A 21,722-nucleotide genomic window follows, 5' to 3' on the forward strand; every position below is an offset into this window, starting at 1 on the left:
GCGCCGCCGGAGATGTGAATGGCCCTGCCAGCAGGAATGCTCATAAAGTTGATCATGGATCGGTGGCGGGCGGGCGCCCCCGGACCAGGCGGCCCGCGAGTTTGACCTGTCAAAGTCGGGCCTTCTAGGATCCTGGCGTACGTCTGCCACGACGGGTCACGGGGGAACATGGAGCCGCTGCTGATCCTGCACGCCGTGGCGGCGATGCTCGCTCCGGCGTTGGTACGCCGCTTCGGCAGGAACGCGTTCTTCCTGCTCGCCGTGCCACCCGCCTGCGGATTCGTCTACACGATCTGGATCGCCCTCACCGGCATCCCCGTCGAGTCGCACCACGACTGGGCGCCCGGCCTCGGCATGGGACTCTCCTTCCGTGTCGACGCGCTCGCCCTGCTCATGATGGCCCTGGTCACCGGCGTGGGCACCCTGGTCGTGCTGTACTGCTCGCGTTACTTCTCCGCGGGCAGCGAGGGGCTCGGCCTGTTCGCCGGGGTGCTCGTCGCCTTCGCCGGGGCGATGCTCGGGCTGGTGGTCGCGGACGACCTGCTGCTGCTGTTCGTGTTCTGGGAGCTGACCACGGTCTTCTCCTACCTGATGATCGGTCACGATCCCGCGAGCAGAAGCAGCCGCAGAGCCGCGATGCAGGCGCTGATCGTCACCACCACCGGTGGCCTCGCGATGCTGGGCGGCATGATCATACTCGGCGAGTCGGCGGGAACGTACCGCATCTCGCAGATCGTGCAGAGCCCGCCGTCCGGTGGCCTGACGGCGGTCGCGGTGGTGCTGATCCTGATCGGAGCGCTGTCGAAGTCGGCGGTCTTCCCGTTCAGCATGTGGCTGCCCGCCGCGATGGCCGCGCCGACCCCGGTCTCGGCCTACCTGCACGCCGCGGCGATGGTGAAGGCGGGCGTCTACCTGCTCGCCCGCCTGGGCCCCGCCTTCGGGGAGCTCGCCGCCTGGTGGTGGACCGCCGTACCCCTGGGCCTGCTCACCATGCTGTTCTGCGCCTGGCGGGCGCTGCGCGAGCACGACCTCAAGAAGCTGCTCGCCTACGGCACGGTGAGCCAGCTGGGTTTCCTGACGGTGCTGTTCGGCGCGGGCACCCGCGACGCCGCGATCGCCGGGGTCGGGATGCTGCTCGCGCACGCGTTGTTCAAAGCCTCCCTCTTCCTGGTCGTCGGCGTCGTCGACCACTCCACCGGCACCCGCGACCTGCGCAGGCTGAGCGGTCTGCGGCGCTCGGCACCCTGGCTGGCCGCGGTCGGCACCGGGGCCGCCGCCTCGATGGCCGGCATCCCGATGTTCCTGGGGTTCGTCGGCAAGGAGGCGGCCTTCGAGTCGCTGATGACCGGGCGGGGCATCGACACGGCGGTGCTCGCCGGGATCGTCCTCGGCTCCGCGCTCACCGCCGGCTACAGCGCGCGTTTCGTGTGGGGCGCCTTCGCCGCCAAGCCCGGTGTCGAGCCGGTGGACGTGCGCTCCTTCGGCGCCGCGGAGTTCGTGCCGCCCGCGCTGCTCTCCGCGCTCGGCCTCGCCGCCGCCCCGTTCGCCGCCCTGTACGGCGGGGCGATGGAGAGCTACACCGACACCTTCGCCGGGCCCGGTCACGGCACCCACCTCGCGCTGTGGAGCGGCGCCCTGGTGCCGCTGCTGCTCTCGGCCCTCGCGCTGGCGGGCGGAGCGCTCCTGTTCCGGTTCAGGGAACCGGTGGCGCGGGTCGGGGAGTCCCTGCACGTGATCGACTCCGGCCGGTCCTACTGGGCACTGGTCCGCGGGCTGGAACGCTTCTCCCTGCAGCTGACCGGCGTCGTCCAGCGCGGCTCGCTGCCCGACTACCTCACGATCGCGTTCGTCTCGGTGGCGGCGGTGGGGGTCTTCTCACTGAGCTACGGCCCCGGATTCGACCTCGGGCTGGACATGGTGGTCTGGGACCGCATCGAGCAGCCCGTCATCGGCGTGCTCATCGTCGCCGCGGCGGCCGTCGCGCTCCGGATGCGCTCGCACGTCGTGCTCGTGCTGCTGGCCGGTCTGACGGGGTACGGCACGGCGTTGCTCTTCCTCGTCCACGGCGCGCCCGACCTCGCGCTCACCCAGTTCCTCGTCGAGACGCTGAGCCTGGTCGTGTTCGTGCTGGTGCTGCGGAGACTCCCCCTCGGGCCGAGGGAGGACCGGGGCCGGTTGTCGTTCGGCGTGCGGCTCACCCTCGGCATCGTGAGCGGTCTCGTGGTGGCCGGGGCCGGCATGTTCGCGATGAACGCGCGGCAGGCGATACCGGTCGGCACGCTGATGGCCGAGGCGGCGCAGGAGGCGGGGGCCGCCAACATCGTGAGCGCGCTCCTCGTCGAGATCAGAGCCTGGGACACCATGGGGGAGAGCTCCGTCCTCGTTGTCCTCACCCTCGGCATGACCGGCCTGGTCTTCCTGCGCAGCCGGGCGCACGCGACGCAGCCCCCGCAGCAGAGAGCCGACGAGGAGAAGCCCAGGACGTACTGGCTGGCGAACACCCAGCCCGAGGGACAGCGGATGGTGATCCTGGAGTTCGTCGCCAGGGTGACCTTCCACACCGTGATGCTGGTCTCGATCTTCCTGCTGTTCACCGGGCACAGCGCGGTGGGCGGCGGGTTCGCCGGAGGCATCGTGGCAGGTCTCGCCCTGGTCCTGCGCTATCTCGCCGGAGGCAGGCACGAGCTGGCCGCAGCCGCGCCGGCCGCTCCCGGGGTGCTGATCGGCCTGGGGCTCCTGCTGTCCACGCTCACCGCGCTGGTGGGGCTGGTCGCGGGCGCCGGGGCGCTGGACATGCTCGCCGCCGATCTGTACGTCCCGCTGGTCGGCAAGCTGCACCTGTCGACGGTGCTCCTGTTCGACATCGGCGTCTACATCACGGTGATCGGCATGGTGCGGGACATCCTGCGCAGCCTGGGCTCGGAGCTGGATCGGCAGATCGACGAGGAGGAGAGCCGGTGACCGCGCCCGTAGTGCCGCTCCTGGTGGTCGCCGTGCTCGTGGCCGCGGGGGTCACGCTGCTGCTGGAGAGAAGCCTGGTCCGGCTGCTCGCCGGCGTCATCATGCTCAGCAACGGGGTGAACCTGCTCATTCTCACCGTGGGCGGGCCACCGGGAGCGCCGCCGATCCTGGGCACGGCGGAGCCGGAGCGGATGGCCGACCCGCTGCCGCAGGTCATGGTGCTCACCGCCATCGTCATCACGCTGGGCGTCACCGCCTTCCTGCTCGGCATGATCCACAGGTCCTGGCAGCTCACCGGAGCCGACGAGGTGCAGGACGACACCGAGGACCGCCGGGTGCGGCTGCGCGCCAGGTGGGGTGAGCTGGGCCAGGCCGTGCTCGACCGTCAGGCGGCCTACCAGCAGCTCGTCCTTGAGCAGCGGGCCGAGCTGGCCCGGCTGGAGGAGGAGCACAACGAGTGGGAGCGCAGGGAGGCCGAAGAACTGGAGCAGCGGATCCTCGACGTCAACGCCGACCTGGGCCGCTGGCTGCAGGCGCACAAGAACGACGAGTTGTCCGCGGAACGGCTCGCCGAGCGGTTCGCCGAGGCCCAGCAGGCCGAGGACCTCTCCAAGGAGGAGCGGGAAAGACGCCTCAGTGAGGTGCGTGCCGAGTTCGCCCGCAGAGAGCGCGAGCAGGCCGCGCGCGAGCGCGAGATCCGCAAGCGGCTCCGCGTCCGTCAGCGCGACGCGCGCAGGCAGATGCGCGCCGCGATCCGGGAGGACCGTGCCCGACAGGCCAGGGCGCAGGATCCCGAGCTCGAGGGGGAGGAGGACTGATGGAGGCACTCATCCCGGTGCCCGTGGTGCTGCCACTGCTCGCCGTCGGTCTCAAGCTGGCCATCGGCAGCAGGCTGCGCAAACTCCAGGCGCTGATCAGCGTGGGCACGCTCGCGGTGGTGCTGGTCGTCTCGCTGGTCCTGCTGTTCGCGGCGGACCAGGACGGCCCGCTGGTGGCCCACATCGGGGGCTGGAGCGCGGAGATCGGCATCGCGCTCGTCGCCGACCGGCTCTCCACGCTGATGCTCGCGGTCTCCTCCGCGGTGACGCTCTGCGTGATGATCTACTCGCTCTCCCAGTCCTGGGCGGACCAGGACTACAAGGCCTCGCTCTCGATCTTCCACCCGGCTTACCTGATCATGGTCGCCGGAGTGTCGGACGCCTTCCTCTCCGGTGACCTGTTCAACCTCTTCGTCGGGTTCGAGATGCTGCTCGGCGGCTCGTACGTGCTGCTCACCTTCGGCGGGACCGAGTCCCGCATCCGGGCGGGCGCCACCTACACGGTGGTGGGACTCGCCTCCTCACTGCTCTTCCTCGTCGCGATCGCGGTGACCTACGGCGCCACGGGCACCGTGTCGATGGCGCAGCTGGCCGAGCGGTTCGCGGTCCTGCCCGAGCACATCAGGCTGCTGATCGAGCTGATGCTCCTGCTGGTCTTCGCGGTCAAGGCCGCGATCTTCCCGATGTCGGCGTGGCTGCCCGACTCGTATCCGACCGCGCCCGCTCCCGCGACGGCGCTCTTCGCCGGTCTGCTCACCAAGGTCGGCGTCTACTCGATCATCCGCCTGGAGGCGCTGCTCTTCCCCTGGGGACCGGTGAGCAACCTGCTGATGTGGGCGGCGCTGCTGACCATGCTCGTCGGGGTGCTCGGCGCGGTGGCGCAGAGCGATATAAAACGAATGCTGTCCTTCACCCTGGTCAGCCATATCGGCTACATGGTGTTCGGGGTCGCCCTGCTCAGCGTCGAGGGCATGGCCGGTGCCGTCTTCTACGTCGCCCACCACATCACCGTGCAGACGAGCCTGTTCCTGGTGACCGGCATGATCGAACGCCGCACCGGCACCACCTCCCTGGACAGACTCGGCGGCCTGGCGAAACTGTCACCCGTGATCGCGGTGCTGTTCTTCGTGCCCGCGATGAACCTGGCGGGCATCCCACCGCTGTCGGGCTTCCTGGGCAAGCTCGGCCTGATCCAGGCCGGGGTGGCCAACGGTGGTCCGATGGCGATGACCCTGGTCGCCGGAGGACTGGTCACCAGCCTGCTCACCCTGTACGCGGTGGCCACCACCTGGAACAAGGCGTTCTGGCGGGTGCCGCCCGAGGGAATGGTCACCGAGGGGGGAACCGTGCTGGAGACCCAGGAGAACGGGGACGGAGAGGACCCGAAGGGAGCGCCGGTCACGAACGTGAACGGGAACGAGGCGATCGTCACCTCCGTCACCCTGCCGAAGCTCATGTTCGCCTCCACGGCCGCCCTGGTGGCGCTCGCCCTGTCCTTCACCGTCCTGGCCGGCCCGCTGCACGCCCTGTCCGAGCGGGCCGCGGAAGAACTCCTGGCCCGCGAACCGTACATCTCCGCGGTGCTCGGCGGTGGGCGATGAGCGAGTCCCGTCCGGCGTTCACGGTGCTGAAGCTGCTGGGCAGGCCCGTGCCGCTGCCGCAGGTGCTCTGGCTGACGCTGATCTGGCTGATGCTCTGGGGCGACCTGAGCGTGGGCAACGTGCTCGGGGGCCTGCTGGTCGGGCTGCTCCTCGTGTGGCTGATGCCCCTGCCGCTCCAGGACACCGGCATCCGGTTCCATCCCCTCGGCATCGCGTGGTTCATCGTCCGCTTCATGCGGGACATGGTGGTCTCCAGCTCCCGAGTGATCTTCTGGGCGCTGAGACTGGGCAAACCACCACCGATCCAGATCGTCGAGGTGAGGTTGCGCACCTCGTCGGAGCCGATGGTGGTGCTGGTGACGGTGGCGCTGTCGGCGCTGCCGGGCAGCCTGGTGCTGGAGGCGAACACCCAGGACAAGAAGCTCCTGCTCCACGTGCTCGGCATCTCCGGCGACCTGGAGACGGTCCGCCGGATCACCCAGGACGACGTGACCCGGCTGGAGAAGCGCATCGTGGCCGCCTTCGGTACCCGAGCGGACCAGGAGGAGGTGCGATGACGACGGTTTACCTGATCGTTCTGGCGATGCTCGCCGTCGCGGCGGCGATGACGCTCTACCGGCTGGTGCGCGGCCCGACGATGCTGGACCGTGCCGTCGCGCTTGACGTGCTCACCGCGGTCGTCATCTGCGCGGTCGGCGCGGGGGCGGCCGTCTACCGGGAGTACTCGGTGCTGCCCGTGCTGCTGGTGCTCTCCCTGCTGGGATTCGTCGGCTCGGTCTCGCTGGCCAGGTTCTTCACGGGACGTGCCCGGTGAGCGCCGTGATGGACGTGGCCGCGGCCGTCTGCCTGCTGCTGGGGGCGACGCTGGCGTTCGCGGCGGGGGTCGGCATGGTCAGGTTCCCCGGCACCCTGGCGCGCATGCACGCGGCGACCAAACCCCAGGTGCTCGGCCTGCACCTCATCCTGCTCGCCATGTGGCTGCGCGACCCCAGCTGGAAGATCGCCGGTGTCATCCTCCTGGTCGCCGTCTACCAGGTGGTGACGGCGGCGGTCGCCGCCTACGTGGTGGGAAGGGCCGCGCATCTCGCCGAGTCGCCACAGGACGACGGCACGGCCGTACCGCACGGCGACACTCGCGCCTAAGGATCTCCCGGCGTACCGTGTCGGTATGCGTGATGCACGTGCGGAGGACGCGAGGACCGAGGCCAGACGACTGATCCGTGATCTCCTGGGCGAGGAGCGGCCGGACGCCGCCCTGCTGCTGAGCGAGGCGAGGTCGGCGCTGGGCGCCGACCGCGTCGCGCGTTCCGTCGAGCTCGCGCGCGGCGCCCCCCTCACCCGCAGGTCCACCGAACTCGCCGCGCTCGCCGGTCTGCTGGTCGGCACCCGCGAGCTCGGCGAGCGGTGGTGGCACCTGGAGCGCGGCGACAAGCTGCCCGCGCCCGACGAGGCGCTTCGGACCTCCACGGCGATCGACCCGTGGACCGACCTGACCGTCCTGGAGATGCTCGCCGCCTGGATCGCCGACGACGCGGCCGACGAGGCCTGGGGCCGTCCGGCCGCCGTCACCGACCTCAACTCCTGGCAGGCCGAGGACCGGGTCGAGCTGCCCAAGGACGCGCACCCCGGCCAGCGGGTCGTGGTCTCCTTCGACGCCGGCGGCCGCCTCGACGCGGTGGTCCTGCGCCGTCCCGACGACGAGCTCGGCTCCAACCTCGACTTCGACTCGCTGCGCTACTCCCGCCCCGCCGAGGCCCAGTGGAGCTGGGGCGTCGCCGCCGGGCTCGGCCCCCACCGGCTGGACGAGCACCCCGACCCGTACGAGCGGCCGGTCGACGCCGAGGCCGCCGCGACCCTGCACACCTGGGCGCTGCGCCACGGCGCCTCCGCCGAGCAGGCCGGTGAGGTGTGGCGCGACAAGGGCGACGTCGTCGCCTCCATCGAGCGGATCGACTGGATGTGGCGCAGCGGCGAGTGGTTCGCCTGGTGGCGCGGGGTTTCCGCCCTGGTCGACGGCGAGCCCGAGCAGCTGGCCGCCCGCCTGGAGGAGATCGCCTCCGTCTCCTGACGCGGACGTCAGCCGAAGGTGTGCGGTGTCAGATAGTCCGGGATCACGACCTTCGTCGTGGGGCTCACCCTGCGTACCGCCGCGACGAACTCGGCGAGGCTCTTCCTCGACTTCTCGTCGGCCTGGGGCGGGTTGCGCAGAGCCACCTCGAAGTTGTCCCAGTGCACCGGCACGACCACCCCCGGCATGTCCAGGGCCTTCAGCAGGCGCGGCACGTAGTCGTACGTGGACGACGAGGAGGTGGTGGGAATCATCGCGACGTCCGGGGCGAGACCGCTGAGGTTACGCTCGACGAAGTCGCTGCCTCCCATGAAGAAAACCGAAGGACCGCCCTTGACCGTCACCTGGAACGCCAGGGTGTCGCCCTCGGGCAACTCGGAGATGTTCTTCGGCCTGCGTTTCGGCCTGGTCGGCCGGACACCGGGAAAGAGCATGGAGTAGTTGGCGTTGCGGCTGTGCAGCGACGCCACCACCTCGACGACGTAGTCGCCGAAGTCCAGGACCTCTCCGCCCTTCACCGGGCTGAGCAGGCTGTCCTTCACGTCGTACGCCAGGGCCAGGTTGCAGGTGGTGGCGGTGCCGACCACCCGCGCCCCGGTCGAGGTCGCGATGTGCGGGACGTCGTTGAAGTGGTCCCAGTGCGCGTGCGTCACCAGCACCACCTGCGGGGTGCCCGTGTGCCTGCGGACGGCCCCGGTGTCGACCTTGAGCGATGTGGCGGGATCGAACTTGCCCGCCGCCAGGCCGGTGTCGAACCGGGTCACGTACGGGTCGACGAGGAGCGTCGACGATCCCACATCCACCCGCCAGCCCGACGTGCCGAGCCAGCGGAACGTCGCGGAGCTCTTCCGCCCACCCTGACCACTCTGGCCACTCGGACGCGGGGTCGCGGCCCCGGTGGGGGACGGGGACAGGAGGGTTCCGGCCATCGGTGCCAGCACGGCCCCCGCCGTCGCGGTACGCAGGAAACCTCTTCGATCAAATCGGGACATGTCTCCCCTTGGGTGCGTGTGAACATACGGCCGTCGTCCAGGCATCCCGGGGACGACCGTCGGCCGCGTGCGGCCCGATGAGGACCCAACCATCGCCGCACCGGCCGCGTCCAAGATTCGCGACCGTCGCCTCCCATAGGCGAACACGTATCGGAGCAGGTGAAACGGGGTCCCGGCGGTCCTCGGGGCGGCAGAAGCCGCCTCGGCCGCGATGTGCCGGCGGCGGGAGTCGCCGGGCTCGTCAGCGCGTCGCCGGGACTTGAGGGGCTCGTCGACGCGGGCTCGTCGACGCGTCGGCGGGCAGGGCTCACCCGGCTCGCAGCGCGTCGACGGCGGTCCGCGCGGCCTGGCCGATCGCCAGGTCGACGTCGAGACGCCGGGTGGGCAACTCCCCGCTCCGGGCGAAGACCGCCACCGCGTAACTCTCCCCGGAGGGATACTCGACGACCCCGGCCTCCATGTGCAGGCCCGGCAGCGTCCCCGTCTTGGCCGCCACCCGCGTACCCGGTGGGAAACCCGAGGCGATCCGCGTCCAGAAGATCTGTCGTGTCAGGTAGTCGCGGACGGCCGCGCACGCCTCCGGCGGCCCCGCCTCGTCGCGCCAGATCAGTCCGAGCAGCCCGGTCACGTCGCGCGCCGTGCTGGAGGTCGTGCGATCGGGGTCGAGGACCCGCAGCCCCCGAACCCGCTCTGGGGACAGCGTCGGGAAGATCCGCGCGAACTCGGCGTCGTCCCGCGCCCCCACGTCCGCGAACATCGACTCCAGCACCTGCCTGGGCCCGCCGATCACGCGCGTGCGCTCCAGTCCCAGCTCCGCGGCGAGCATCCGCACGGTGTCCAGGCCGATCCTCCGCATCAGCAGGTCGGCGGCGGTGTTGTCACTCACCTGTACGGCGAAGTGGACGAGATCACGCAGCGACATCTCCACGTCGTCCGCGCATCCGGCGGTGCCCCACCCGCCGAGCCTGTCCTCCGCCGTCACGAGAACCCGCTCGGCGGGGTCGAGCTGGCCCGCCGCCGCCTGACGGGCGAACTCCAGGACGAGGAGCACCTTGAAGATCGAGGCGATCACTACCTGCTCGTCGGCGCGTACGGCGATCTCACGGCCCTCGGCGATGTCCAGCGCGTGCAGGTGCCCCTCCACCCCCGCGGCCGCGAAGATCTCCGCTATCCGTTGCTCTGGCGACATGCCCGCAACGCTATCCAGTCCCGCGCCCCTGTCCGGACCCGCCGCCGGGTTCCCGCCCGTGCTCGCCCCGGGAAGCACGCCGGAGCGTGCGGCAGGGTTCCTGCCCGTGCTCGCGCCGGGAAGTCTCCGGGACCAGCCACCGGAGCCCTGAGCCTTCCCGGACCCGCCGCCGGAAGCCTGTTCCGACCTGCGACGCGACGCGGGTGCGCGGGGCCGTGGGCGATCGCCTATCGTGACGCCGTGGACCTCACCCGGCATCTGCGGCACTTCCTCGTCGTCGCGGAAGAACTGCACTTCGGCCGTGCCGCGGAGGTGCTGGGCATCGCGCAGCCTCCGCTCAGCCAGTCGATCCAGAGGCTGGAGCGCGAGCTCGGCGCGGAGCTGTTCGACCGCTCGCGCCGGCAGATCGAGCTCACCATGGCGGGACGGCTCCTCGTCGGGGAGGCCGGACGGTTCCTGGCCGGTGAGGAGCGGCTGCGGACGACGATGCGCCAGGCCGCCGACGGTGAGCTGGGAACTCTGCGCGTCGGGGTGCCCCCGGAGATGCCGGCCGTGACGCTGCACGCCCTGCTGGGACATGTCGGGGAGGAGACACCGGGACTGCACCTGGAACTCCACGAGCTCACCACTCCGGAACAGCTGCGCGGCCTGGCCTCCGCCCGCCTCGACGCGGGTCTCGTGCACCACCCCGTCGAGGTTCCCGGTCTGCGGTCCGGCCCCGTCGTGGAGATCCCGCTGGGCGTGGTGCTGCCACGTACCTCCCCCCTGGTACTGGCGCGGCCGGAGACGCGACGGCCGAGGGGACGGCTGTGGGAGATCGCGCTGGCCGACCTCGCCGGGCACGACCTCGTCGTCTTTCCTCGCGAGACCTCCCCGGCGTGGTACGACCGGATGCTCGATGTCTGCCGCGCCGGGGGTTTCTCGCCCGTACGCCTCAAGCACGCCCGCAACCCGGAGTTCCTGCTGGGGCTCGTGCTGGCCGGGCAAGGGGTGGCGTTCGAGCAGGAGGCGATAGCCCGCAGGGAACCCCGCCTGGTCTGGCGCCCTCTCGCCGGTAACCCCCTCGTCCGAGGGATCCGCGTCGTCTGGCCGGAGCGGTCGGCGCACCCAGCCGCCGCCAGGTTCGCCACCCTGGCCACCGAGGTCCTCACCCGGGACGCCGCAGGGACACCACAGGTGGCACCCCGGACCTCACCGTCGCCCACGCCCCGCCCCTGGTCCGTCATCTACACCCCCTAGTTTCCTCGTCCCCGGCGGGTCGTGAGGGAGACGAGCTTTACCCGGCGTGCGGAGAATTCCGCATCGCAAAGAATGCTCTACCAGGACAAGACCGTGTATCTGTCGACCCTCAATACACCTGGGTGTAAATACAGATAAATCGATACATAAATGGCGACAAAATCAACGGCGCGTTCGCTCGGGGAGTGTGCTGGAAGATCCCACACCATGTACGGGTCATAGAACGGATGAATGCGGTCGACGACGGAGTTTCCCGGTTACGGTCGGAACCGTCCGCCGCGAACCGGCCGTGCCGAGGGACCGCCGAGGGCCGCTGAGAGGCGGGAGGCGCGGGTGCGTGTCAGGGCGCTGTCGCCGGGAGACGGAAGCGTTCCCGTCCATCGAGGGCTTTTCGGGAGGTCGGCATGAGACTGTTCGTCCATCTCGCCCTCTTCGTGGCCGCCGTCCCGCTGCCTCGGCCCCGCCCCAAGAGAGCGTCCTGGCCGCTCTTCCCCGTCGCGGCCTCGGTGCCCAGGGCCCGGTGGCTGATCGGCGGCCGGCTGGCCCAGTGGGGGATCGACGGCCAGAGCGAGGTCGCCCGGCTGCTCGTCAGCGAGCTCGTCACCAACGCGCTGCGCCACGCGTGGGGACCGATCCGGCTCACCATCTCCTACCGGGACGGAACGCTGCGCTGTGAGGTGGGTGACGCCAATCCCGACCCGCCCATCCCACGCGACGCCCACGAGGACGACGAGGGAGGGCGCGGGTTGCAGCTGCTGGAGCTGCTCTCCGACCGGTGGGGCAGCGACCGCACGCCCATGGGAAAGGTCAGCTGGTTCGAACTGGCCGACAGGCGTTCCGGTGGTTCAGCGGCGTGAGAGGGGTAAGAGGGCTTTCGGGGACCCGGCTCACCCGACGCGAGAGGATGCTTCTTCCCCGTGAACGACACGCACGACTCGCGCCGCTCGGACGGCGGTACGCGAGGAGAGAAGCGGGCCATGCCCGCGCACGCACACGAAGGAGTCCCGAACGATGCGTCAGATCCGGATCCGCAGGCGACCGCGACGCCCCATCAAGGGCCTGCTGGACCTGCGGACCCCGTCGGGAAGGCTGCTGCCGTACTGACCCCGCCCCGCCGGGCGTGAACACCCCGTCCGGCGCCGCCTCTCATCCCGTCGCGCGGCCCGCGTCCCCGGATGACGGGACGAATCAGCGGAATCAGCGGCCCCCCGTACCGGTTGCAGCGTTGTGTGAAGGTTGAAATTTACTCAGACGTCGTCTGCCCCTGGTGCTACATCGGCCACACCCGCTTCGCCCGCGCCGTGCAGCGCTATCGGGCCAAGGGCGGTGAGGTGGAGGTCGAGTTCAGGCCGTTCCAGCTCGCTCCGGACGCGAAGTCCAGCGGCGAGCTCACGCGAACCTGGGCGGCGGCGAAGTTCGGCGGGGCCGAGCAGGCCGCCCAGATGTTCGCGAGGGTGTCCGGGGTCGCCGCCGAGGACGGGCTGGTGCTGGACTTCGATCACGCGATCCAGGCCAACACCCTCGACGCGCACCGCCTCATCCAGCTCGCCGGGGAGCAGGGCAAGGGGGAGGAGGCGCTCTACGCCCTCTTCCGCGCCCACTTCACCGACGGTCTCGACATCGGTTCCCGGGAGGTTCTCGCCGGGCTGGCCAAGAAGATCGGCGTACAGGCCGACCTGGACGGGGAGGACGGCGTGGCGGCGGTGAAGGAGGAGCTGGCCCAGGCCCGCGCGATCGGTGTCAGCTCGGTGCCGCTCTTCCTGTTCGAGGGCCAGTTCGCCGTCTCCGGAGCCCAGCCGGAGGACACCCTGCTCGCGGCTCTGGAGGAGGTCGCCGAGCGGACCGGCCAGTCCCCGGCCGCGCGGGCCGTGAAGGCCGCGACGCCGGGTGGCGACGCCTGCGACGACGAGGGTTACTGCCCGGTCTGATGGTTTTTCTCCTGCCCGGCGGAGAGGTCAGCCGGGCAGGCCGAGTTCGCCGGAGCGGTGGTGGCGGCGGCACAGGACCTGGTAGCGGATCGGATCGGCGCCCGTGTCGCCGATGACGACCTGCTCACCCGTACGGACCATCCTGCCGCCGACCACCCGGGCGTTCAGGCGCCCGGGGCGTCCGCACCAGCACAGCACCTCGACCTGCAGGCGGCTGATCTCGTCGGCCAGCTCGAACAGCCGCTGGGCGGCGGGGAACATCTGCGAGCGGAAGTCCGAGGCGAGGCCGAAGGCGTAGACGTCGATGCCGTGGTCGTCGGTGAGATCGGCGAGCTGCTCGATCTGGGCGACCGTGTAGAAGCACGCCTCGTCGCAGATGACGTAGTCGATGGGTTCGTGCGCGCGGACCAGGGCGACCAGGTCGAGGTCGTCGACGACCTCGACGGCCTCGCTGCCCAGGCCGATCCGGCTGGTGACCTGCGGGGCGCCCGAGCGGTCGTGTTTGGTGAGCACCAGCCCGCGCCTGCCCTGGCGGCCGTGGTTGTAGTTCATCTGCAGGGCCAGCGTGGACTTGCCGCAGTCCATCGGGCCGAAGTAGAAGCGCAGCACTCCGTCCCGGGAACCGGTGGGAACGGCGGAGAGGGCAGACAATTCGGTCACGGGGCGCCAGCCTAGTGCCCCGGCCACGCTCCGCGATCTCCACCCCTGACGATCGGTTCGCCGCTCTCGGCTGCCGCCGGGGCGTACGGCGTCTCCCGCCTCGCCCGGCGGGACCGTTCGCGGCCTCGCCGGGCGGAAGCCTCCGGAGTGCCCGGGGGACGGGCCCAGAAGGGGGCCGGGGCCGGCCGAGGGAGGCTCGCCATCCCCGGCGGGGGAGTTTCCCTCGGCCGGTGGGTCAGAGCTCGCCGCTCTCGATCGCCGCCTTGAGACCCGCCTGCGTCGCCTGGTGGGAGGAGACACCGTTCGTCACGGTGAAGTCGAGGAGCAGGATGCTCGCCTCGAAGGTGAGATGCTCGGTGACGCGCGTCCGCCCGTCGCCCAGGTCGTGAAAGACGATCTTCTGGTGCGTGACGACGTTCGGCAGCGTCCAGGTGTCGGTCTCGTAGTAGAGGGCGTCGCGGTGAACGCGCTGCTGCGCGTGCGTGTTGACGGTGACGGGCAGTCCGGCGACCGGGATGTTCTCCACGGCCGTGAAGTTGACGTAGCGCACCCCGGCGTCGGTCCGGTCGGCGTGGGTGACGACCCGCTGCAGGAACGAGTGCGCGCCGAGGTGGTTGTTGATATTCGAGTAGGCGTCGAACACGTGCTCCACCGGCGCGTCGATCTCAATCGAGACGTCGCGCTTGGCCTGGCCGCGTCCCGTGATCGGGAGGGGAGCGGTGAGGCACTCGTAGAACCTGTAGGTGTTCCACGCGATCTGCCACTGGGCGGCGAGAACGGGGTCGGTGTCGGCGCGGGCGGGGGCCGAGAACACGGTGGTGAGGAGGACGACGGCGGACAGCGGGGCCACGAGGAGCCGGAGGAGCTTCGTCACAGATACCTCTGGGAGCCGGACGAGAGTAGTAGATCTCTTGTATCTCGTCTGACCGTGGTTCAGTACGCCGCAGACGGATCGTGATCGCGATGTTTCATGGATGGCTCGTTTTCTTACATCCGTCAGAAAAGAGGGCTATCTCCGCGCGACACTGAGCCGCGCGGTGTATCAGGACGTTTGGGGAGATGATGTCCTGGTAGGGGTGGGTGGTCCCCGGCCGACAAGCGCCGGCCACGCCCCGACTAAGTCCCGACAAGACCTGACATGGTCTGACTTGGCTTGACGGCGAAAACCATGGGAGATTCCTTTTGGTCTATCGAAAAGTGGGAGAATCTGTGACGACCACCAACAACTCCGCTCCACCCCACGGCAAGACCCCGGCCGTCGTGACCTCAGGCCCCTCCAACGCGGAGACCGCCGAGATACCCACGGCCCTCGCGGCGATGATGACCGAGGACGAGGCCGTCGCCGCCCAGGCCGAGGCGGCCCGCTGGCGATACGGGTTCTACGTCGTCATCGTGGGACTCCTGGTCATCCTGATCGGCTTCGTGGTGATCGCGATGCGCGCCGGCGACACCGCCGCGCCGTTCGCCGGGCTCGTCGGCGTCTCCGGCGCCATCATCGGCGCCTACTTCGGCGTGCAGGTCGGCCAGTCCGGCAAGGACCGGGTCGAGGCCGAACTGCGCCGTACGAACGAGATGGCGATCCGCCTCGCCGCCAAGATCCACGCGCACGACGCCGACGCGGTGATCAACACCACCATGGGCCCCCGCCGCCGCTAGAGCCCACCCTTCGACCCTCCCGGCCCGTGACGGCGAGGCCGTCTCCGGGGCGGGAGCGTCGTCGTCGGTGAGGCCGCTTCCCGGGTGGGAGCGTCTCCGGAGAGGTCGCCTGCCACGCCACCCGCCGCCAACACTGCACAAGGAACGGCCACAGCTTCGGCAGGGTCCGCCGATTTGTGGACTCGCCGGGACTGGGTAGACACGGGGGCATGCGCAGCGTCCGTATCGGGGTCGACACCGGAGGCACGTTCACCGACGTGGTAGCGGTGGACGAACAGACCGGTGAGATCACCACGACCAAGACTCCCTCCACCCCGGCCAACCCGGCCGACGGGTTCATGGAGGGGGTGCGAAAAGTCCTGCGTAAGGCGGCCGGCGCCGAGGACGTGACGATGGAGGCCGTCTCCGCCGTCGTGCACGGCACCACGGTCGCCACGAACCAACTCCTCGAAGACCGCATCGCCGACCTCGGCTTCGTCACCACCGAAGGCTTCGAGTTCATCCTGGAGATCGCCCGCCAGAGCGTGCCGGACGGCTACGGCAACTCCTACTTCTGGGTGAAACCACCCCGCATCGTCCCGGTGCACCGGGTCAGGACCGTCGGCGGACGCCTGGACCACACCGGAGCGGAGGTGCGGCCCTTCGACGAGGAGCAGGCCGTCGCGGCGGCCCGCTGGTTCCGCGACCGCGGCATCACCGCGATCGGCGTGTGCTTCCTGCACTCGTACGCCAACCCCGCCCACGAGCAGCGCATGCGAGAGGTCCTCGAAAGAGAGCACCCGGACGCCGTCGTCTCGCTCTCGTGCGACGTGCTGCGCGAGTACCGCGAGTACGAGCGGTCGGTCACCACCCTCGTCGACGCGGCGGTCAAACCGACCATGCGCCGCTACATCGCGAACCTGGCCGAACGCCTGGAGGCGGCGGGGAACACGCGTACGGGAAGCCCGGAGGAAAGCACGCGGCAGGGAAGTGCGGAGAAGGAAAGCGCTGAGAAGGGAAGCGCGCGGCAGGGGAGCGCGGGGAGGGGGAGCGGCATGCCGTTCTCCGTCATGAAGAGCAACGGCGGCGTGCTGTCCGCGGCCGAGGTCGTGCATCAGCCGATCACCACCGTGCTCTCAGGACCGGCCGCGGGCGCGCTCGGCGCCGCCCTCATTGCCGCCACCGCCGGACACCCCTCGGTGATCACCCTGGACGGCGGTGGCACCTCGACCGACGTCGCGGTGGTCGTCGACGGCGAACCATCCCTCACCACCGAGGGCAGCATCGGCCGCTACCCCTGCAAGATCCCGATGATCGACATCGTGACCGTCGGCGCGGGCGGCGGCTCCGTCGCGTGGATCTCACCCGAGGGCACGCTCAAGGTCGGCCCCCGATCGGCCGGAGCCGACCCGGGCCCGCTCTGCTACGGCCGGGGCGGCACCGAGGTCACCGTCACCGACGCGCACGTCTTCCTCGGCCGGGTCCCGCCGCACCTGCTCGGTGGGGAGATCCCGCTCGACGCCGACGCCGCCCGCGAGGGCATCGAGGCACTCGCCGGCAAGATCGGCCTGACCCCGGAACGGACCGCGGCGGGCATCCTGGAGATCAGCGCGTTCAACCAGTCGAACGCCATCCGCCAGGTCACCGTCAAACGCGGCCTGGACGTACGCGACTTCCCCATGGTCGCCTTCGGCGGCTCGGGACCGCTGCTGGTCTGCCGGTTGATCGACATCCTCGGCCTGCCATCGGTGATCGTCCCGCCGGATCCGGGCAACGTCTCGGCCTTCGGACTGCTCACCGTGGACGTCAAGAACGACTACGTACGCACCTTCGTCACCCGCGACCTCTCCCTGAAGGACGCAGAGGAGATCTTCGGCGACCTGGAGGGACAGGCCGCCTCCGCCCTGGACCGCGAGGGCTTCGCCGCCGACGCGCACGTCTACGCGCGCAGCGCCGACCTGCGCTACAACGGCCAGGCCTACGAGGTGAGGGTGCCCGCCCCCGCAGGACCGCTCGACGAGGCATGGCGGGCCGAGGTGCTGGACCGCTTCCACACCGAGCACCGCAAACTCTACGGATACGGCTACCGCGACGACCCCCGGCACGGCGTCGAGTGGGTCAACCTCCGCGTCTCCGGCATCGGCCCGATCACCCGGCCCTCCATCGGACGCAGACCCCACGGCGACCCGCGACCCGAGCCCACCGCCTCCCGCGAGGTCTTCTACGACGAGTGGGGCAGCGCCCCCATCCACCGCCGCCGCGACCTGACCGCCGGAGCGAGGATCACCGGCCCGGCGGTGATCGAGGAGTACGGCTCCACCCTGCCGCTCCACCCCGGCTTCACCGCGACCATGGACGAGTTCGGAAACCTGGAGGTACGCCGTGCATGACGCGGATCGGCCGACGATCGCGGACGAGCGAGGAACGGTGAGCGGTGAGCGACCGGCGAGCACGGGCGGGCGGCCTACGAGCGGGGCCGACCCGGTACTGGTGGAGATCGTCGAAGGGACCCTCACCTCGGTGGAGATGGAGGTGGAGACGGCGATCGCCCGCACCGCCCGCTCACCCATGATCCGCGACGCGCACGACTTCCGCGCGGGCATCCACGACGTACGGCTGCGCAAGCTGACCGGCAGGTCCTACTCGGCGCTGGTCCAGCCGATCGTGCGGGACTTCCCGATCGACGAGATGAAGCCCGGCGACGTGTTCTTCCACAACGACGTCTACCTGTCCGAGGGCGGCATCGGCCACCTGCCCGACCTGTGCGTGACGGTCCCGGTCTTCCACGAAGGACAGGTCGTCGCCTTCGTCCAGGCGTTCGGCCACCACGACGACATCGGCGGGGCCGTACCGGGCTCCATGCCGAGCAACGCGCGCAGCGTGTTCGAGGAGGGACTGATGGTCCCGCCGATCAAACTGTGGGACGAGGGCGTACCCAACCGGGCGGCACTCACGATCATGACGCGAAACTCCCGGATGCCCGACTCCCTCGCCGGAGACCTGGACGCCGAGTGCTCGGCCTGCCTGATGGGCGCGCGGCGGCTGGGAGAGCTGTTCGACCGCTACGGGCGTGAGGCGGTCGAGGCGTGCTTCGACGCGATCATCTCCAACACCACCGAGACGTTCCGCAGGGAGCTGCTCGCCAAGATCCCCGAGGGCACCCACGTCTGGGAGGACTACGCCGAACACGACGGCGTGGACGCCCCCCGCCTGCACACCCAGCGGATGACCCTCACCGTCGACCACTCCGTGCCGGTGCCGCTGGTGATCGACTTCACCGGCACCTCCCCGCAGGCCAAGGGCCCGATCAACCACGCCGGCGACTACGCCGACGGGGTCTTCCTGAAGAAGTGGCTCGCACCGATCCTGCGCAACCTGGCCGACACCCCCGAGCGGATGGCCGAACTCGACGTCAACGAGGGCGTCGTCCCCCTCATCGAGATGCGCTTCCCCGAGAAGGGCACCCTGCTCACCCCGATCTTCCCCGCCCCCACCAACGCCCGCACCTTCGTGATCCTGCGCCTGCTGGGCGTGCTGGCCGGGGTGCTGGCCAAGGCGACCGGCGGCCGGATGCCCGCCGACCAGGAGACCATCCGCTACACCGGCGTCTACGGCGACGGCCTCGACGGCACCCCGTACCTGATGAGGGAGGTCCTCGGCGGCGGCTCTGGCGGCCGATGGTACGCCGACGGCGAGGACACCATCCACGTGGTGCCCGACTCGCGCAACATCCCGGTCGAGTTCGCCGAGTCCCGCTGGCCCTTCCGCGTCGAACGGCTCGGCCTGGCCCGCGACTCCGGCGGCCCCGGCCTCTACCGGGGCGGCCTCGGCTACGACAAGCACCTGCGGATGCTCCGCGACGCCTCGTTCATGTCCATCGCCGACCGCTCGATCCTGTCCTGCTGGGGCGTGAACGGCGGCCGGGCCGGGCGCCCCTTCGTCGTGGAGATCGAAGGGAAGGAGATGGAGGGCCTGGTGGACGACTCACCCGTCCGCGCGGGCGAGATCATCCGGGTCCGCACCACGGGCGGAGGCGGCTGGGGCTCCCCGCTGGACCGCGACCCCGCCCTGGTGGCCGCCGACGTCCGCGACGGCAAGGTCTCACCCGAGGGCGCCCGCGACGACTACGGGGTCGTCCTGAGCGGCGCCCCCGACGACCCCCAGGCGGACACCGAGGCCACCGAGGCCCGCCGCGCGGAACTGCGCACCCTCGCCCCCGCCGACGCGCCCTTCTTCGACCGAGGCCCCGGTTTCCCCACCCTTTCTGGCGGCCTGCCGTACGCGGAGGTGGACCTCGTGTGACGCTCCGTGGGGTGCCCATCCCCGCCCGCTCACGCCGTCCGCCGGGCCTGTCGCGACGGCGGCCCGGCGGCGGGGGTGGACTCGTGTGATGGTCCGGGCAGGTGCTAGCCTGGACGTAGTTGCGGTTGTGGTACCCATGAAACTTTGTGTGCACCTGACGGATGACCCTTCAGGTGCATTTTTGTTTTCCCGGTCATCTCCGGATGGGCTCATCGCGGCGACGCGGGTTCCGCGCGGTGCGGATCCCGGCTCTGCCCCCTGTTCGAAGGAGAATGATCATGGCAACTGGAACCGTCAAGTGGTTCAACTCGGAAAAGGGCTTCGGCTTCATCGAGCAGGACGGCGGCGGCGCCGACGTCTTCGCCCACTACTCCAACATCGCCGCCCAGGGCTACCGTGAGCTGCAGGAGGGCCAGCGGGTCTCCTTCGACGTCACGCAGGGCCAGAAGGGCCCGCAGGCGGAGAACATCGTCCCCGCCTAGTAGCACCTGTATTTCACGGGCCGGGGCCCGCACCTTTCCAAGGTGCGGGCCCCGGCTCGTTTCGTGTCCGGCGTTTCTTTCCCACTGATCGAGAAAGTGTTTTCATACGAGAATGCCACTGACGATCACTGTGGTTCGACATGGCCAGAGCGAGTCCAACCTGGCCTTCGAGGAGGCTTTTCACGCGGGCAGGGCGGTCGTTCTGGGCCGCCCCGATTCCGAGGTCGGGCTGACCCCGCTCGGCAGGGAGCAGGCCACCAGGCTGGGGCGGCACCTCGCGGCGGGGGATCCTCCGGAACTCGTCCTGTGCTCGCCGTACCTCAGGACCGTGCGGACCTGGGAGCTGGTCGCCGCCGAGCTGGACGCGGCCCCCGAGGTCCGGCTGGAGCCGAGACTCAGGGACCACGACATGGGCCGCTGGTCCGGGATGAACGCACTGGCGCTCAAGGAGAGGTTTCCGGACGAGTCGGAGAACTTGATCGCGCGCCTGTACGGCGGCTTCCGGCCCCCGGAGGGGGAGAGTTTCCCGGACCTCGCCGCTCGGATCCGCGAGGTGGTCGAGGAACTGCGTACCGGGCACACCGATCGCCGGATTCTCGTCGTCGCGCACGACTCCGTCGTGCTGATGTTCAAGCACGTGATCGAGGGTGTCCCGATCGACTCCGTCGAGGCGTCCGGTCCGGTCGGCAACGCCTCGGTCTCGGTGTGGCGCGACTCCAAGCCCGAGATCTTCAACGAGACAGGCCATTTGCGGGGGTAGTTCTCTGAGTGGGCTCCGCAGAGAGCTTGAATGACGCATGAAACCGAACCCTGGCGCGAGGTGCCCGTGAGGAAGATCCCCGGGTTTTCGACTCCAGGGATCCCGATCCTTGACCGGGGAACCGTCCATACGGGCAGGGACCAGTGATTTCCGTTGACGCTCAGCTCTCCTGCCAGGTTCACGCGGGCGGCCCGGTCAGCTGGTGCGGTACTCCACCCACACCCGGCACGCCGCCGCAGTCCTCGCGCGCTTCGCCCGCAGATGCTCGGGGCCGACGTCGGCCAAGCGGGCGGCGAACAAGGCTCGGGTGGCGGCTAGCGCGGTCACCGCGTCCATAGGTGCCGAACTCCACGCGGGTACTTGGGCGGCGGCAGCCTCAGTCTCAGCAGGTGTGTGGCCAGCGTCGATCAGGCGGGAGATCAGCAGGGCCACGTCCACCCAGGCGGCACCCTGGCACGCCATCGACCAGTCGATGATCCGGCACTGGTTGCCGTCGACGAGCAGGTTGCCCGCGTGCAGGTCCGCGTGCAGCAGTGTGGTGCCGGTGAGCTCGTCGAGGTCGAGGGCTTTGACGAGCGGTCCGTACCGGCCGGCCTCGGCGGGTGTTTCGGCCAGCTGCTCCTCGGCGACGCGCAGCAGGGTGGCGGCCTTGCCCGTGATCGACGGTGCCCCGGGCCATGAGCAGGGCACAGGGATGGCGGAGATCGCGTCCAGGACAGCGGGCAGGTCCGAGGAGCCGGGCGACAGGTTCGCCTCCTGGCCGGCCGTGTGCTCGAACAGCAGCACATGCCAGCCGTCGACGTCCGTGGTCCACAGCAGGCGGGGAGCTGGGATCTGCGCGGGGAGGGCTTGGTTGGCGGCGCGCTCGCGCAGCAGATGCCCGGCGACCGGAGCGGCGGCGGGGGCCGCCTTCGCGAAGAACACGGCCTCCTCGGTGGTGAGGTGTGCGGCGACGCCGGAGGTCAGCCCGACCTCGGCTGATCGGACGCCAGTGACTGGGCCGATCTGCTCTTCGACGGCCGCGCGTGCTTGTTCGGGCAGGTCAGACCACTGCCTTCTTCGGTGAATCGGCACACCCCGCATAGCA

The 21,722-nt window shown here is 70.2% G+C and carries 20 protein-coding genes; 15 read left to right on the forward strand and 5 right to left on the reverse strand.

The window, feature by feature from the left end; translation table 11 throughout:
* Positions 1-168 precede the first annotated feature (168 nt).
* The 7 genes from AB0B90_RS15845 to AB0B90_RS15875 are packed head-to-tail and all read left to right on the forward strand — an operon-like array spanning position 169 to position 7,448.
* On the forward strand, positions 169-2,961 hold the full coding sequence (locus AB0B90_RS15845) for a Na+/H+ antiporter subunit A (protein ID WP_350946757.1): 2,793 nt from the start codon (positions 169-171) through the stop codon (positions 2,959-2,961).
* Positions 2,958-3,779 (forward strand): Na(+)/H(+) antiporter subunit C, encoded by an 822-nt coding sequence (locus tag AB0B90_RS15850; RefSeq protein ID WP_350946758.1) that lies wholly within the window; start codon positions 2,958-2,960, stop codon positions 3,777-3,779. The genes AB0B90_RS15845 and AB0B90_RS15850 overlap by 4 nt, the downstream gene beginning before the upstream one ends.
* Positions 3,779-5,380 carry a Na+/H+ antiporter subunit D gene (locus AB0B90_RS15855; protein ID WP_350946759.1) on the forward strand — a complete coding sequence of 534 codons (1,602 nt, stop codon included), beginning with the start codon at positions 3,779-3,781 and terminating at the stop codon, positions 5,378-5,380. Before AB0B90_RS15850 ends, AB0B90_RS15855 begins: the two co-directional genes overlap by 1 nt.
* The gene (locus tag AB0B90_RS15860) at positions 5,377-5,937 is read left to right on the forward strand and encodes a Na+/H+ antiporter subunit E (protein ID WP_350946761.1); all 561 of its coding nucleotides are present in this window, start codon (positions 5,377-5,379) and stop codon (positions 5,935-5,937) included. The genes AB0B90_RS15855 and AB0B90_RS15860 overlap by 4 nt, the downstream gene beginning before the upstream one ends.
* Complete coding sequence (locus tag AB0B90_RS15865; RefSeq protein ID WP_350946762.1) at positions 5,934-6,194, forward strand: monovalent cation/H+ antiporter complex subunit F; 261 nt, start codon at positions 5,934-5,936, stop codon at positions 6,192-6,194. The genes AB0B90_RS15860 and AB0B90_RS15865 overlap by 4 nt, the downstream gene beginning before the upstream one ends.
* Complete coding sequence (gene mnhG, locus AB0B90_RS15870; RefSeq protein ID WP_350946763.1) at positions 6,191-6,523, forward strand: monovalent cation/H(+) antiporter subunit G; 333 nt, start codon at positions 6,191-6,193, stop codon at positions 6,521-6,523. Before AB0B90_RS15865 ends, mnhG begins: the two co-directional genes overlap by 4 nt.
* 25 nt (positions 6,524-6,548) lie before the next feature.
* Positions 6,549-7,448, forward strand: coding sequence for a hypothetical protein (locus AB0B90_RS15875; RefSeq protein WP_350946764.1), 900 nt, complete (start codon positions 6,549-6,551; stop codon positions 7,446-7,448).
* A gap of 8 nt (positions 7,449-7,456) precedes the next feature.
* On the opposite strand, the gene AB0B90_RS15880 is transcribed toward AB0B90_RS15875, so the two are convergent.
* Positions 7,457-8,440, reverse strand: coding sequence for an MBL fold metallo-hydrolase (locus AB0B90_RS15880; protein ID WP_350946765.1), 984 nt, complete (start codon positions 8,438-8,440; stop codon positions 7,457-7,459).
* A 307-nt stretch (positions 8,441-8,747) separates the two neighbouring features.
* Positions 8,748-9,629 (reverse strand): serine hydrolase, encoded by an 882-nt coding sequence (locus tag AB0B90_RS15885; protein ID WP_362923051.1) that lies wholly within the window; start codon positions 9,627-9,629, stop codon positions 8,748-8,750.
* Between the two features lie 240 nt (positions 9,630-9,869).
* Between AB0B90_RS15885 and AB0B90_RS15890 the strand changes: the two genes are divergently transcribed.
* From AB0B90_RS15890 to AB0B90_RS15900, 3 genes are all read left to right on the forward strand, one after another.
* Positions 9,870-10,868, forward strand: coding sequence for a LysR family transcriptional regulator (locus tag AB0B90_RS15890; RefSeq protein ID WP_362923053.1), 999 nt, complete (start codon positions 9,870-9,872; stop codon positions 10,866-10,868).
* A 404-nt stretch (positions 10,869-11,272) separates the two neighbouring features.
* Complete coding sequence (locus AB0B90_RS15895) at positions 11,273-11,725, forward strand: ATP-binding protein (RefSeq protein WP_350946768.1); 453 nt, start codon at positions 11,273-11,275, stop codon at positions 11,723-11,725.
* 372 nt (positions 11,726-12,097) lie between these two features.
* On the forward strand, positions 12,098-12,796 hold the full coding sequence (locus AB0B90_RS15900; RefSeq protein ID WP_362923056.1) for a DsbA family oxidoreductase: 699 nt from the start codon (positions 12,098-12,100) through the stop codon (positions 12,794-12,796).
* A gap of 27 nt (positions 12,797-12,823) precedes the next feature.
* Here the strand turns inward: AB0B90_RS15900 and AB0B90_RS15905 are convergent, their stop codons facing one another.
* Both AB0B90_RS15905 and AB0B90_RS15910 read right to left on the reverse strand, forming a co-directional pair.
* A complete protein-coding gene (locus AB0B90_RS15905; protein ID WP_350946770.1) occupies positions 12,824-13,456 on the reverse strand; it encodes a thymidine kinase in 633 nt (210 codons plus the stop codon).
* A gap of 235 nt (positions 13,457-13,691) precedes the next feature.
* The gene (locus AB0B90_RS15910; protein ID WP_350946771.1) at positions 13,692-14,330 is read right to left on the reverse strand and encodes a hypothetical protein; all 639 of its coding nucleotides are present in this window, start codon (positions 14,328-14,330) and stop codon (positions 13,692-13,694) included.
* Between the two features lie 335 nt (positions 14,331-14,665).
* Here AB0B90_RS15910 and AB0B90_RS15915 point away from each other — a divergent pair, with 335 nt between their 5' ends.
* From AB0B90_RS15915 to AB0B90_RS15935, 5 genes are all read left to right on the forward strand, one after another.
* A complete protein-coding gene (locus AB0B90_RS15915) occupies positions 14,666-15,112 on the forward strand; it encodes a hypothetical protein (protein ID WP_350946772.1) in 447 nt (148 codons plus the stop codon).
* Positions 15,113-15,321: 209 nt separating this feature from the next.
* A complete protein-coding gene (locus tag AB0B90_RS15920) occupies positions 15,322-17,481 on the forward strand; it encodes a hydantoinase/oxoprolinase family protein (protein WP_362923059.1) in 2,160 nt (719 codons plus the stop codon).
* Positions 17,474-19,393 carry a hydantoinase B/oxoprolinase family protein gene (locus tag AB0B90_RS15925; protein WP_362923061.1) on the forward strand — a complete coding sequence of 640 codons (1,920 nt, stop codon included), beginning with the start codon at positions 17,474-17,476 and terminating at the stop codon, positions 19,391-19,393. Before AB0B90_RS15920 ends, AB0B90_RS15925 begins: the two co-directional genes overlap by 8 nt.
* 278 nt (positions 19,394-19,671) lie before the next feature.
* Positions 19,672-19,875: a cold-shock protein gene (locus AB0B90_RS15930; RefSeq protein WP_350946775.1), complete on the forward strand. Its 204-nt coding sequence runs from the start codon at positions 19,672-19,674 to the stop codon at positions 19,873-19,875.
* A 112-nt stretch (positions 19,876-19,987) separates the two neighbouring features.
* A complete protein-coding gene (locus tag AB0B90_RS15935; protein WP_362923064.1) occupies positions 19,988-20,635 on the forward strand; it encodes a histidine phosphatase family protein in 648 nt (215 codons plus the stop codon).
* A 195-nt stretch (positions 20,636-20,830) separates the two neighbouring features.
* Here the strand turns inward: AB0B90_RS15935 and AB0B90_RS15940 are convergent, their stop codons facing one another.
* Positions 20,831-21,718, reverse strand: a complete 888-nt coding sequence (locus AB0B90_RS15940; protein WP_362923066.1) for a phosphotransferase — start codon at positions 21,716-21,718, stop codon at positions 20,831-20,833.
* Positions 21,719-21,722: the final 4 nt, after the last annotated feature.

The sequence above is a fragment of the Streptosporangium sp. NPDC049078 genome (assembly GCF_040648855.1).
GTDB lineage: Bacteria > Actinomycetota > Actinomycetes > Streptosporangiales > Streptosporangiaceae > Streptosporangium.